Origin of the sequence: Priestia sp. BR_2 (assembly GCF_041954005.1) — a bacterium.
In the GTDB taxonomy this organism is placed as follows: domain Bacteria; phylum Bacillota; class Bacilli; order Paenibacillales; family Paenibacillaceae; genus Paenibacillus_AQ; species Paenibacillus_AQ lautus_A.
Window position 1 is genome coordinate 47416 of the sequence record NZ_JAVFHM010000087.1, and the last position, 13701, is coordinate 61116.

15 protein-coding genes and 1 riboswitch are annotated in these 13701 nt (G+C 53.5%); of the genes, 1 reads left to right on the top strand and 14 read right to left on the bottom strand.

From position 1 onward, the window contains the following. Positions 1-2: 2 nt before the first annotated feature. The 5 genes from purS to purE all read right to left on the bottom strand — a co-directional run bounded on the left by purS (position 3) and on the right by purE (position 4421). Positions 3-248, bottom strand: a complete 246-nt coding sequence (gene purS / locus RB298_RS02345; protein WP_012819094.1) for a phosphoribosylformylglycinamidine synthase subunit PurS — start codon at positions 246-248, stop codon at positions 3-5. Between the two features lie 49 nt (positions 249-297). Next, positions 298-1188: a phosphoribosylaminoimidazolesuccinocarboxamide synthase gene (locus tag RB298_RS02350; protein WP_036661950.1), complete on the bottom strand. Its 891-nt coding sequence runs from the start codon at positions 1186-1188 to the stop codon at positions 298-300. Positions 1189-1452: 264 nt separating this feature from the next. After that, positions 1453-2748, bottom strand: a complete 1296-nt coding sequence (gene purB / locus RB298_RS02355; protein ID WP_009592336.1) for an adenylosuccinate lyase — start codon at positions 2746-2748, stop codon at positions 1453-1455. Positions 2749-2751: 3 nt separating this feature from the next. Beyond that, positions 2752-3939 (bottom strand): 5-(carboxyamino)imidazole ribonucleotide synthase, encoded by a 1188-nt coding sequence (gene purK / locus RB298_RS02360; protein ID WP_404566005.1) that lies wholly within the window; start codon positions 3937-3939, stop codon positions 2752-2754. Then, positions 3936-4421 carry a 5-(carboxyamino)imidazole ribonucleotide mutase gene (gene purE, locus RB298_RS02365; protein WP_119849945.1) on the bottom strand — a complete coding sequence of 162 codons (486 nt, stop codon included), beginning with the start codon at positions 4419-4421 and terminating at the stop codon, positions 3936-3938. Before purE ends, purK begins: the two co-directional genes overlap by 4 nt. 192 nt (positions 4422-4613) lie before the next feature. Next, positions 4614-4715, bottom strand: a riboswitch (purine riboswitch). A 566-nt stretch (positions 4716-5281) separates the two neighbouring features. On the opposite strand from purE, the gene RB298_RS02370 reads away from it, so the two are divergent. Next, complete coding sequence (locus RB298_RS02370; RefSeq protein ID WP_486045556.1) at positions 5282-5893, top strand: histidine phosphatase family protein; 612 nt, start codon at positions 5282-5284, stop codon at positions 5891-5893. A 31-nt stretch (positions 5894-5924) separates the two neighbouring features. Here the strand turns inward: RB298_RS02370 and RB298_RS02375 are convergent, their stop codons facing one another. The 9 genes from RB298_RS02375 to RB298_RS02415 form a co-directional block, all read right to left on the bottom strand. Further along, positions 5925-6203 (bottom strand): hypothetical protein, encoded by a 279-nt coding sequence (locus tag RB298_RS02375; protein WP_096774963.1) that lies wholly within the window; start codon positions 6201-6203, stop codon positions 5925-5927. 188 nt (positions 6204-6391) lie between these two features. Next, on the bottom strand, positions 6392-6826 hold the full coding sequence (locus RB298_RS02380) for a universal stress protein (protein ID WP_012819089.1): 435 nt from the start codon (positions 6824-6826) through the stop codon (positions 6392-6394). Positions 6827-6950: 124 nt separating this feature from the next. Beyond that, positions 6951-7214: a DUF1294 domain-containing protein gene (locus RB298_RS02385; protein WP_012819088.1), complete on the bottom strand. Its 264-nt coding sequence runs from the start codon at positions 7212-7214 to the stop codon at positions 6951-6953. Between the two features lie 239 nt (positions 7215-7453). Next, positions 7454-7591, bottom strand: coding sequence for a hypothetical protein (locus RB298_RS02390; protein WP_012819087.1), 138 nt, complete (start codon positions 7589-7591; stop codon positions 7454-7456). Positions 7592-7698: 107 nt separating this feature from the next. Beyond that, a complete protein-coding gene (locus RB298_RS02395) occupies positions 7699-9837 on the bottom strand; it encodes a DNA topoisomerase III (RefSeq protein WP_486045559.1) in 2139 nt (712 codons plus the stop codon). A 62-nt stretch (positions 9838-9899) separates the two neighbouring features. After that, positions 9900-11066 carry a bis-aminopropyl spermidine synthase family protein gene (locus RB298_RS02400; protein WP_486045561.1) on the bottom strand — a complete coding sequence of 389 codons (1167 nt, stop codon included), beginning with the start codon at positions 11064-11066 and terminating at the stop codon, positions 9900-9902. A 353-nt stretch (positions 11067-11419) separates the two neighbouring features. Continuing rightward, entirely contained in the window at positions 11420-11872 is a 453-nt protein-coding gene (locus tag RB298_RS02405) for a GNAT family N-acetyltransferase (RefSeq protein WP_244235323.1), read from the bottom strand. After that, positions 11872-12531 (bottom strand): sigma-70 family RNA polymerase sigma factor, encoded by a 660-nt coding sequence (locus tag RB298_RS02410; protein ID WP_486045563.1) that lies wholly within the window; start codon positions 12529-12531, stop codon positions 11872-11874. Before RB298_RS02410 ends, RB298_RS02405 begins: the two co-directional genes overlap by 1 nt. A 258-nt stretch (positions 12532-12789) precedes the next feature. Then, positions 12790-13617: an MBL fold metallo-hydrolase gene (locus RB298_RS02415; protein ID WP_375120903.1), complete on the bottom strand. Its 828-nt coding sequence runs from the start codon at positions 13615-13617 to the stop codon at positions 12790-12792. Positions 13618-13701 lie beyond the last annotated feature (84 nt).

Here is a 13701-nt window from a genome sequence, read left to right on the forward strand (position 1 = left end):
GTTTAGCCCTCCAATTCATAACGGTAGTTCTCTACCACCGTATTGGCCAGAAGCTTCTCGCACATTTCTTTCACTCGCAGCTCGGCTTCCTCACGGTTGTCCGTACCCAGCTCAAGTTCCATATATTTACCGATCCGCAGACTCTCCACTTCCTTGTACCCAATCGAATGAAGCGCCCCCTGCACCGCTACCCCTTGAGGGTCCAATACGCTCTGCTTAATCGTGACGTAGACCTTTGCTTTCAACATTGTATCCTGTTCCTCCTCGGTATATATGAATGAAATGGTTTATCAAAGCTTACAGGCTAACACCCGTGATTCGGCTGTAAATATCGCTGTAGCGGCGGGTCGTCTCCTCCACCACGGCTTGCGGCAGCGGATCCGGCTCACTGTTCTTATCCCAATCGGACGAAGCAAGATACGTGCGTACCGGCTCCTTATCCATACTGTCGATCTCAATGTCGAGCGCATAATTCTTCTCATCCCAGAAACGGGAGGAATCCGGCGTGAAAATCTCGTCGATCAGAACGATCTCTCCGTCGATCAATCCGAACTCAAACTTGCAATCGGCCAAAATAATGCCTTGCTTGCGGCAGTAATCGCGGGCAAACTTGTACAGCATCAGGCTTTTGTCCTGCAGCTGCAATGCCAGTTCCTCGCCGACAAGCTCCTTCATGCGGGAAAGCGGGATGTCCTCGTCATGACCGACATCGTTCTTGGCCGCCGGCGTGAAGATCGGCTCCGGAAAGGCCTCGTTCTTGCGCAGGCCCTCCGGCAGCTGAATGCCGTTGACCTCACCCGACGACTGATACTGCCTCCAGCCTCCGCCGGTGATGTACCCGCGCACGACGCATTCGATATCGATGCGCTCGGCCCTCCGGCACACCATGATGCGTCCGTCCAGCAGGTCCTTGTCCTTGACGGCATCGCCCAGCAGGTTCACGTCGGTATGCACGACATGATTGCGGATTAGCTGCTCCGTTTGTTCGAACCAGAAGGCGCTCAGCTTGTTCAGCACGGTTCCTTTAGCCGGCACGGGCGGCTCCAGCACATAGTCAAAAGCGGAAATACGGTCGGTTACTACGATGAGTACGTGCTCGCCCAGGTCGTACAATTCACGAACCTTGCCCTTGTACAGCAGCGGTACGTTGACCAGATGAGTGGCGGTCGATAATGCCGGTAATGTCATGTGTTCCTCCCCTTAGACTAGAGATTGTCTGCCTGTCATCACTACGAATGCGGATTATTTTTCCGATCTCTGTTGCCCCCAGATTTCTATTACATAAGATTTAATGGTTGAAATCCGGGGGCAGCATATGCTTTCGATGCTAGCTTTCCGATGGAAAGCTTTCAGGAGACCGCTATCGCTTCTCCAAAACAATTCCGCCTTCTCCGTTGTAGAAATTGAATTTCTCTAGATCTTTTATGAATGCGGATTAATTTGGTATCTTAATTACTCCAGTCCCAGCTTGGCAAAAATCGTATCCACATGCTTCAGATGCCAGCTTGGATTGAAGGCATCTTCGATCTCTTCGGCGCTGAGCACCTCGGTGATCTCAGGCGTGGATTCCACGATCTCGCGGAATTGACGCTGCTCTTCCCATGCCTGCATGGCGCGTGGCTGAACGGTGTCGTACGCTTGCTCGCGGCTGAAGCCCTTGTCGATCAGCTTCGTCAGGATCCGGCCGGAGAAAGGAACGCCATATGTGCGGGCCATGTTGCGCTTCATGTTCTCCGGGAAGACCGTCAGGTTCTTCACGATGTTGCCGAAGCGGTTCAGCATGTAGTTCAGCAGCATCGTAGCGTCCGGCAGGATGATACGTTCTACCGAGGAGTGGGAAATATCCCGCTCATGCCAGAGCGACACGTTCTCGTAAGCGGAAACCATGTGGCCGCGAATGACGCGGGCAAGGCCCGAGATGTTCTCCGAACCGATCGGATTCCGTTTATGCGGCATTGCGGAGGAACCCTTTTGTCCTTTGGCGAATGCCTCTTCTACTTCGCGAACCTCACTCTTCTGGAGCGCGCGTACTTCGGTAGCGAATTTCTCCAGCGAAGTAGCGATAAGGGCAAGCGTCGCCATGTATTCCGCGTGACGGTCACGCTGCAGCGTCTGGGTCGAGATCGGCGCCGCCTTCGTGCCGAGTTTGCGGCAAACGAATTCTTCGACCGAGGGATCGATATTGGCATACGTGCCGACAGCGCCCGAAATTTTGCCGTACTGCACGCCGTCAGCCGCATGGCGGAAACGCTCCAGATTGCGGATCATTTCTTCATGCCACAGCGCCATTTTCAAGCCGAAGGTCGTCGGCTCTGCATGCACGCCATGCGTTCTGCCCATCATCGGGGTATGCTTGTAAGCCAGTGCTTTCTCTTTCAAAATACCGATAAAGCGCAGGATGTCCTGCTCCAGAATATCGTTGGCTTGCTTGAGCAGATATCCCATCGCGGTATCCACCACATCCGTCGAAGTCAAGCCGTAGTGGACCCATTTGCGCTCCTCGCCAAGGCTTTCCGACACCGCACGGGTAAAAGCGATGACATCATGGCGGGTTTCCTGCTCGATTTCATAAATCCGATCTATATTGAAGGTCGCATTCTGGCGAAGCTTAACGGTGTCCTCCTTCGGAATGACGCCAAGGTCGGCCCATGCCTCGCATGCGCACAATTCCACTTCCAGCCATGCTCTGAACTTGTTCTCCTCGGTCCAAATCGCCCGCATTTCCGGTCTGCTGTAACGTTCAATCATCGTTTAATCCTGCCTCCAAATATTAGTTTTCTCTACCCATTCGAGCGCGTCATCGACGTCCCCGCACAAGAGGTTGATATGTCCCATCTTGCGGTTAGCCTTCGCCTCGCTTTTGCCGTAAAGATGAAGCTTGGGCACAACGCCGAGAGACTCTGCAAGCGCGTCGTGCTCTCCAAAACGCCGTACCGCTTCCTCCAGATGCTGCCCCAGGAGGTTCACCATGACGACCGGGCTCAGCAGCGTCGTATCCCCGAGCGGCAGATCGCAAATCGCTCTCACATGCTGCTCGAATTGAGAGGTTGAGCATGCCTCCATCGTGTAGTGCCCCGAGTTATGCGGACGAGGCGCAAGCTCATTCACGAACAACTCCCCCTCCTCGGTCACAAACATCTCGACGGCCAGCAGGCCAACAGCTCCCAAACCTTCAACCACGCGTTCCGCGAGCTGACATGCTTTGCGCTTTACTTCGCTCGGCACGCGCGCAGGCACAATCGACAAGTGCAAAATATTGTTGACGTGCACGTTCTCTGCCGGCGGGAAGCTCTTCACGATGCCGCTGGGCGTACGCGCCGCAATGACGGAGATCTCGCATGCGAACTTGACGAACTTCTCCAATACCAGCTCAGTCCCGCTGGCAGCCAGCTCCTTGTAAGCCGATTCGAGTTCATCTTCGCTGCGGAGAACCGCTTGCCCTTTACCATCATAACCTCCCGTGGCGGTCTTTAGCACGCATGGAAGTCCAAGTTCGGAGGCGGCGGACAACAAATCTTCCAAGCTTGTTATTTCACGATACGGTGCAACCGGCACGCCGGCCGCTTCGATCGCGGCCTTCTCGCGCAAGCGGTGCTGCGTAGTGTACAGCAGCTTGCTTCCCTGAGGAACATAAGACTGCTCCTCCAGAAGCTGGGCCACGCCCGCATCGACATTTTCGAATTCGTAGGTAATGACATCGGCTTTCGCCGCGAGCTGCCGGGCAGCCTCGACGTCGTCGTAACGGGCCGTAACCTGCTCGGCCATCTGGCCGAGCGGAGAGTTCGGCGTCGGATCAAGGGTGACGAACGAATATCCCATCCGGATTCCGTCCAGCGCGATCATTCGTCCGAGCTGCCCGCCGCCGAGTACGCCAATGACGGAACCCGGCAAAAGCTTTCTGCCGGATGCTTGCATCTGCTGTGCTCCGTTCTCCATCATAGGTTATCGCTGCTTTCCAGCACTTCGTCCCGGATCCGGTCCCGGCGCGCTTGCACTCTTTCGCGAATTCCTGCATCCGAGGCGCCCAGAATTTGGGCTGCGAGCAACCCGGCGTTCGTGGCTCCGGCTTTGCCGATCGCTACGGTTGCTACCGGGATGCCCCCTGGCATCTGTACGATCGACAGCAATGAATCCAGACCCTTCAACGCTTTCGATTTAACCGGAACGCCGATGACCGGCAGCACCGTCTTCGAAGCGACCATCCCGGGCAGGTGGGCAGCTCCGCCGGCTCCGGCGATAATGACGCGAAGCCCCCGGCCCTCCGCTTCCTCGGCATAACGGAACATCAGGTCCGGCGTCCGGTGAGCGGATACGACTTTTTTCTCATAAGGAATTTCAAGCTCGTCTAGCACCTGGCATGCATGGGACATCGTATCCCAATCTGATTGGCTTCCCATAATGACTCCTACTTGTGCTGTCATGAGTTACCCCCGCTTTCTGCGAAATTCGACATTCATATGACTGCTGAAAAAAAAGTCCGATCCCGTAAACACAAAGTTCTGTGCAGGTCTCGGACATACAAGGATTACGAACGCTGCCGCCTGCGTCAAGCGGAAGAGTCTTGCGCATCCGCCGCCTAAGAAGCAAACATGAAGCCAAGCCCCGTCGTTGCCGCACCGTTTGTATTCCCTCGTAGTCCGAAAATTTACGGTTTTCGGGTAGAGACTTCCGGGCCATATCCCCGGCTTTATACGAGACATATTCAATTTCATCAATCATGCTTCATAAGTTATTTTGAACCTCAACATCCTCAGTTTATCAATTTCTGACACCTAATGTCAACCTAAACACGAACAATCGGATTTACAGAAAAAATAATGTTCGTATCTAGGGAGTGAGCAATGCTGCAGCAAAAACTTCTTGGAGATTGCGGGCTTTATTGAAGGCACGGGCAACGGCCGTACATAAAAATGGTATGGGCAGTGATGGCAGCGCTGCGCTGACGCATCGTGATTCCGATCGCTGTTAAACACGGGAAACTGGATTGAACTATAATGGAGGTTTCCCGTGTTTAAAGGCGAACGCTGGCGCTTCTCCATCCACGATTCGTCCGCTCCGCTGGAGAACCTTTTTTGCTGCTGCATAGAGGGTAAGGGAAAAGTATTATCGCAGAATAAAATAAGATCGGATTCTGCTCTCTAATTGTAATTACTTGCAAGGAAGATGGAGTCGAGTGTCGAAATCTTAACATCCGTCATTAGAATTTAATACGACGAATCATCTAATCCGACGTTTAAATTTGAATCTCGCAAAATCAGAATCTATTTCTAAGGAGGAACCCATGGCTATCTATTTCGTAAGGCATGGTCAGGACGAAGAAGGATATCGCGGAGGATGGAGCCAGCGCGGGCTCATCGATGAAGGGATCAGGCAAGCGGAGAAGCTGGGGCAGTACTTGAATGAACACAAGCATGAATTTAATATCCGGCGGATCATTTGCAGCGATCTGCAAAGGGCTTGTCAGACAGCCGCAATCATTGCTGATAAACTTAGCCTGCCGCTGATCGGCTCCGAGGAATGGCGGGAGACCAACAACGGTCTGCTCGCTGGAATGCCCCACGCATTAGCGGAAGAGAAATTCCCCGGGCTGTATTTTTCCAGCTTACGGATGGACGAGAAATACCCTGGAGGTGAGAGCCCGCTAGAAAATTTCCAGCGGATCAAGGATACCTTCACCAAACTATGCCAGGATCAGGAATCGGCGGATCATCATGAGAACGTACTGGTTGTCACACACGGGGGAGTGATCAACATCATTTATCATCTAATTAAAGATACGGCTTGGACCAATAAGAATCCGTTCTTCCCGGCGGCGAACACCGGGCTGCACCGAATCGAGTATCGCGACGTGCGTTGGGAGCTTACCATCGAGAATGCCACCCCTCACTTATAATCGAGCATCGTACATTCACGTCATGCCTGTTCTACCGCTCCCCATGCTTGATGGCATCTACATATTGTTTGGCTTCAACCAGAGACAATCCCAATTCTTCCCTTACGGTTTTAATCGCTTTAATATCCTGCCCTTCCTGCAGCAGCCGTTTGACTTCCGCAGGCACCGGCGGCTCGGGTATTCCTAAATGGCTTGCGATTTGGTTCAACGCGGCCTGCTGCCGTTTCATTCGCTTCTCTATGGCCGTCATTCGGCTTGAAGCCATAAGTCCGACCAGAACGACCAAGATGATAAGAAGTATAATTTCCATAGGACCTCCTTTGACCAAATAATCACGAACACCCAACATGAACTGCGCTATAAGAAAAAAATCGATCGACGTATCTCATAAGAAGATAGACCGCATTTGACGAATTTATTCTTGCGAGATCAGGAGGGGGAGTCGACTGAAGTGTATACGTTCCTATCAAAAAGGGACGCCTTCGCGTCCCTTCCACATTATTTTACGACAAGTACCGGAATCGTTGCATGCTGCACCACGTTATGGCTGACACTGCCCAGCACGAACTCGCGGATGCCGCCAAGACCGCGGCTGCCGATGACAATCAGGTCACTGCCGTTCTGATCCGCATACTCCAGGATGACCTCGGCCGGAGGACCCTGGATCATCTCCACTTGACCGTTAACGCCCGAATTCTCGATCCGCTCGCGGATTTCCTCCGTCGTCTGCACGGCCAGATCGTAAACATCTTTATTGAGTGAAGCTGGAATCGGGGCAAGCCCTTCCCCAACGAAGAAGCGAGGAAAATCGTAAGCATGAATGACATCCAGCGTCGCTCCCGGCGTTACCTTGGCAAGTTCCACCGCACGTCCGAGCGCTTTATTCGCTGCTTTGGAGCCGTCGTAAGCTAGAAGAATTTTAGTGAAAAGCATACAGGCCACCTCTTTCTGTTGTTAAGACCTACTACTTATTATTAAACAGCTTCATACCGGTATGAAACGAGCTTGCCGACTAACTGTCGGCGACACCCCTATGTAACTCATGGCAACAAACAAGCTAACCCCAGAAATACGTATACAATGCAACGTTTACGACTAGCAGCAGCGGTACTCCGACTTTAAATGATAAATGCCTCGTCTTATGACGCTTGCGGTACATCGCGATCCATACGCCCAAAGCCCCGCCTATGGCGGCCAACAGAAAAAGCGTCCTCTCCGGAACGCGATCCCTCCCCAGCCGGGCACGCCGTTTATCCTCGGACATGACCAGATAAGCTACCGCATTGATAAAAATAAACCAAACGATCAGTGCAGGTCTCACGTTGGTTCACGCACCCCCATTTCAACTGATCGATCTTGCCAATCAGCCATTAGCTATACGTTCTACCGCTATTATAAAACCGCAGGCTGATGAAGACAATGCCCGGCCATGCCCTAGGGGCATGACGCCAAGCGCTGTCCCTGATGCCATTACGAGGACACCGGCCGGCGGTCGTAAGATCCGACCGGCCCGTGCCCGGCATAATGACAACCTAAACATTTCTTAACCGCCACGAGCCATCAAGATTCGTTCTTGGATATTTCGTTCAGGCTCGGAACATAGTCTGCAGCCTTTTTCGGCTTGAGGGTTTTGCTCTCCTCCAGAATGCTTGATTTGTTCTGCTGGTTTTCGGTCTTTCTCGCTTTATGGTTCGGCATGCAAATCACCCCCTGTCCGTAGAATGGGCCATTGCACCCGAGGTTATTCTAACAACGGCAAGAAAAACGCAATCCATCTTAGCCCTATGAGATTAACGCTCGAGAGACTATTCCTTCCCTTTCTGCTCAAGCGCTGCCTTCAACAGATCGCCCAGGTTGGAACCGATCGACTCCTGCTTGCTGTACTGCTGCACGAGCTTCCGCTCCTCGCGTTTGTTCACGTGCTTGGCGTCCTTCTTCAGCGTTTCCGTAATGCCGCAGCCAAGGCACTGCACGAACAGCCCCGCCTTGCCTTCCTTCATCTCCATCTTCTTATGGCACTGCGGACAACGGCGGTTGGACAGGCGTTTCTCGCCTGAGCGCTTGTACCCGCAATCGTCACTCGGGCAGACAAGCAGCTTGCCGCGCTTGGTCTTCTTCTCGAGCAGCCGTGTGCCGCAATCCGGACAGTGGCTGTTCGAAACATTATGCGGCTTGTATTCCGCTTCGCTTCCCTTCACGTCCGTGACCAGCTTCTTGGTCATATCCCGTATGCCGCGCAGGAACGGTTCCGGCTTGCCCTGCCCCTTCGCGATCCGCTCGAGCTCGGCTTCCCACCGCGCCGTAAGCTCCGGCGTCCGGAGCTCCGGAGCAACAAGCTCGATCAGCTGCTTGCCTTTGCCTGTCGGATGGAGGGTTTGCCCCTGCCGTTCGATCGTGTCGGAGCTGACCAGCTTCTCGATGATGTCGGCCCGGGTTGCCGGGGTTCCAAGGCCGTGCTTCTCCATCTGGGAGAGCAGCGCCGCCTCGTTATACCGCTTCGGCGGCTGGGTCCGTCCCGGCTTCAGCACGCAGCGGACCACCTTCACCGATTCTCCTTCTTTCAGCTCCGGCAGGAGCTTGCCCGAAGAAGATGGGCCCTGACCATCGTCACTCTCGTCGTCCGTGTCATCCTCATAGTCGCCGCCATACACCTCGCGCCATCCGCTGTCCTTGATCGTTGTCCCTTTCGCATAGAGCTGTTCGCCTTCAATCTGCACGGTCACCGATACGTTATCGTAACGGGCAGGAGGATAGAACAAGCTGATGAACCGGCGCACGATGAGATCGTACAGCTTGCGTTCATCGACCGACAGCTGATTCAGCAGCACGATCTGTTCGGTAGGAATGATGGCATGGTGATCCGTAACCTTGCTGTCGTCCACGACCCGTTTGCCTGGCGACAAATTCTTGCGAAGCAGCGGGCGCGCAATGGACGCATACGGTCCGATCGCAATGCTCGACAGCCTTTCCTTCAACGTCCCGACCATATCGGATGTCAGGTAACGGCTGTCCGTGCGCGGATAGGTGACCAGCTTATGCTGCTCGTACAGGCGCTGCAGCACATTCGAGGTCTGCTTGGCCGAGAACCCGAATCGGCGGTTGGCATCCCGCTGAAGCTCGGTCAAATCGTATGCCAGCGGATGCGGTTCGGTTTTCTCGCTCTTTTTCACGCTCACGATTTTTCCCGTGCTGCCTTCCAGCTTCTGCTTCAGCTTGGCGGCCTTGTCCTTCTCGAATAAACGGCCGTCTCCGCCGGCCGGACGCCACGAAACCTCAAAGCTTCCGAGATCCGCCTGCAGCGTCTCGTATTCCTGGGAGCGGAAATTCACGATCTCCTTCTCGCGGTCCATGATCATTCCGAGCGTCGGCGTCTGAACCCGGCCTGCGGACAGCTGCGCATTGAATTTGGTCGTCAGCGCGCGCGTCACGTTCAGTCCAACCATCCAATCCGCTTCAGCCCTGCAGCGTGCGGACTCGTACAACCGGTCGAACTGCTGCCCCGGCTTGAGGGATGCGAAACCTTCCTTGATTGCCTTATCCGTCTGGGAAGAAATCCATAACCGTTTGAACGGCTTGTTCCACTTCGCCATTTTCAGGATCCAGCGCGCAAGCAGTTCCCCTTCGCGGGCGGCATCGGTGGCAATAATCATCTCCCCGACGTCCGAACGCTTCATCAGATGCTGCACCGTCTTGAACTGGTGGCTTGTTTCCTTCAACACCTTAAGCCTCGTGTTGTCCGGTAAGATCGGCAGATCCTCCAGCGCCCAGGTCTGGTACTTCTTATCATAATCCTCGGGTTCGGCAAGCCCCACCAAATGTCCAAGCGCCCAGGTCACAATATATTTCGGTCCTTCAAAATAATTCTTCTGCTTCTCGCGGCTGCCCATCACTCTCGCAATTTCCTTCGCAACGGACGGCTTCTCAGCCAATACTAATACTTTCATAGCCCTCCCCTTCCTCTGTTCCCCTATTATAACCTCCCAGCGATTGATTCCACAAAAACGAATCAGATCATTTTCTTCGCCAGCAGGGTGAACGCATGATGGGCACATGCCGGACAGCCCTGCTTCTTCAAATCCTCGATCGTGGTAAAATCGCCCTGCACGCCTACCTGCAGCTCGCTCTGGCATTGGGTGCATCGGTAGGTTCGGACGGTCCGCCGAACCTCGCCTGTATAAAGCTCATCCTCAAAAGAACCCTTAATCGGCGGATCCGTATATTCCGTCGTTGTCAGCACGATCATTTGGCCGCTATTGCCGATCATCTGCGCTCCGATATATTGATTGAAATGAAGCTGCACCTGTCTGACCGACAACCCCATGCGGACGAATTCGCGCTGCATGGACCATGTGAAGTCGGGTGATTTATGCGCAAACGAGAGAAAGATGGGGCAGCCCTTCTCGGGCTTCAGCGCGCTAAGGCCACGGGACAAGAACAAGGTCAAGCCTTGGAGCGTATACGGCGGATCCGTGAAAAAGCAATCGTATTGCCCTGTCCATTCCTGGGGCAGAGGCCGTCTGAGATCGGCATGCCTGCATGTAACCGATACATCTTCCCTTGCAGCCACGTCACCGATAAACCGCAGGAAGCGTTCATCGATATCCATCACGGTAAGGCCCGCTCTCTGCTCCTTCGCGTTCGGGAAGAGCCGCTTCAACAGCAGGCCAAGCGAAATGCTCACGAGATCGTCGTCGCCCACGCACAGGATGTTTTTCCCGATCAGGCTATGCTCCCTCAGGCACAGAATCGCCCTCCGGAGACTCGTCTCGACTGTGCATTGGGATTGGTCGATTTGAACATCGACCTGCGGGCGCTGGTCCAGAATCTCCGTGAGCCTCGCCAGCACATCGGAAAGCTCCGTCCGCCAATCGGCTTCGCCGGCCAGAATCGTTTGATACAGATCGATATCGATGCCTCCGTATCCCAGCTGTTGTTCGACATAGAGCTTTCCGGCAGAGGTGCAGCGTACTCCCCGCTCTTGAATGAGAGCACCTGCCTTGATGAGCTCCTTCTTGATTGCGGCAGCGACCGGAAGCGGCAGACAGGTATGGCGTGCCAGCTCTTTGGTGGATATGCCCGGACGCATATAACTCGCTACCAGCAGTTGTTCAATCACCTGAACGCCTTCCTGCAAACGAACCTTGGTTTTCACTTCTTCTATATAATTCATCATATGAATCACGCTCTTTTCCTGAATATGGGGTGGTTATTGCCCCTGGAAAAGAACACACGTGACCCCATACATGCTGCAGTAATAAAAAAAGGACAGAAGTCCATGAACCATCGTTCACCTTCTGTCCCCCAAGCGGGAAGCCGTGCCCGGGGCACGGCCGTACAGTCAATATATAAGGGATGGCTGTTGTGTTCTTAACCAGGTGGACTCAGAGCCTTCGCGCCATGACAAATAAACCTCACATAAAGTGGGTTTTTGCCAAAACACAAGCCAGAGTCCTATACAATTTGGTTAGTTAAGAACACGCACCGACATCAAGACAGCTCCCCTATTTTCAATATAAATCCCGCCGACTAAAATCTGTTCGCCATAAAAATAATATCCTTCTTCACTTCAAAACCGTGTTTCCGATAAAAATCTTCTGCCGGAAGATCCTTTTCCGTAAGCAGCACCATGCAATGAATGTTAATCGATTTCAAATACTCCTTTATGCCATGCATTAATGCCGAACCTAGTCCGCCGCCCTGGAGATCGGTATCGATATAATACTCCTGGATATAGTATTCCTCACCGCTATACCAGCTCTTCGTATGACCAAAACAAGCTCCCAGTACCTTACCATCTTGTTCTATAACAAATCCCAGGAATACCGGATTGTCCATAAATTCTCCGAGGTATTGCTGTACATGCTGCACGGAGTCCCACTGATCGAACCAGGGTTCGCCGCTAAAGACCTTGAGCATCAGCTCGGAACATGCTCCAAGGTCGGGTTTGTCCATCAATCTGACATTCTGTTTCGTTTCCATCAAGCCGTTACACCCCATGATCTGTGAATAATATCGTTATCCCCGAAAAGCCTAACCGTCCGGATCATCATGAATATAGGAGCAAAGTCATTCAGACTCGACTCCTTACAAACTATCGGGTGATGGCTCACGTTCCTTTCCGTGGAGGATTCCAGTCTTTCCGCCAATATGGCGCGCGCCCGGTGCAGACGGGATTTCACCGTTCCTTCCGGTATCCCTGCGATTTCGGCGATCGCTCTGATCGGCATGTCCCTGTAATAATGAAGCTGAATGACCCTGCGTAAATCGTCTTCCAGATGTGCTACGGCCTCCTTAAGCTCGATCGCTTCATACGGCATTGCATCGGCAACCTCATCGACAGGCGCAACGGTACGCTGCCGCTGCTGGGAGCGCAGCAATTGCAGGCATTCATGAATGAGAATGCGGCTCAGCCATGTTTTGAAAAAAGCAGGCTCTTTCAAGGAAGGCATAGCTGCGAAGGATTTTACGATCGTTTCCTGTACGGCATCCGCGCAGTCCTCTTCCCGCTTCAGATACAGAAAGGCCAAACCGTACAAATTACGCTCGTTAGCAAGGATCAGCCTGCTGAAAGCTTCCGGGTCCCCCTGCTGGGCAAGCCGAACATCGCGCTCTATATCGGATTTCTTGTTTTTGTTCACGTTATGAGACCTCCTTTGTGGCGCTTCCTCGGGCCTTACATAAGTTAGATGCCTGAGAGCGCACCCAGGTTCACGCACTTTATTATTTTTTTTGAAAAAAGCGGGTGCCGCGATCACCTACATTTTCGCACAGTTCCGTTCATTCTTTCCATATTGAATCTTCAACATATGAAAAGACACCGCAAGGTCGTTAACCTCACGGTGTCTCGTTTAGCCTATAAATCGTTCATGCCATGAAAATTAAATGCTGCCCTCGATTCACTTTCCATCCGCATCCTTATCCACATACCGACCTTGCTCGGGAACGGCCAAACGGTCAAAGTCCCGGGCCAACCGCGCAAGCGAAGTCGTTAGCTCTTCACCGCGCATGGAGACGCCGTGCCCCGTGACCAGAATTTCGGGATTCAGGCTTGCCAGGCGGCGAACCGATTCACGCGCCAGATCCCAATCCGGAGTAAAATACATCGGCGGACCGTGAAGCTCCTTCTCCTGCCCGATGACGGCAAGCGCCGACTCCTGCTTCACCGTAATGACCGCGTCTCCCGCTACGAGGACCCGATCCCGTTCGCGGAACAGGGAAACATGTCCGGGGCTATGCCCCGGCGTCGGTAGCCATTTGAATTCGGGAAGACCGGGTACGCTTCCGTCCTCCGGCAGCGGTCGTATCCTCGATCCCAGATCGATGGCTTTGTTCGGATACATGGGAGCAACGCGGGCCATCAATCCCCCGCCTACGCTCGGATCCCCTGGAGGATAGTCTTCTTGTCCCGTAAGAAACGGCAGTTCGCTCGGGTGTGCGTAGACGGGAACGTTCCAGCGATCGGCCAATTCCTTCACATTGCCCACATGGTCGAAATGGCCATGCGTCAGCACGATGGCCATCGGGGGCTTGCCGAATCGGTTCTCCGCTCCTTCCGCAATGGAGCCCTCGAAATTTCCGAGTCCCGTGTCAATCAGCACCCAGTCACCGGTTCCCGGCGTACCGATCATTTGGACGTTCACCATGACGGTACGCAAGGAAAGAATATCGGTCGTAACCTCTTCGGTCTCTACGGCACCCGTCTTTAACATGCTGTGATCATTCATTATGGAATCGCCCCCATTTCTCGTTGTTGAGTGCTTCTTGTAATAACATACCCGTTTTGGCCCTTTTCAACGAAGAAATGGCGG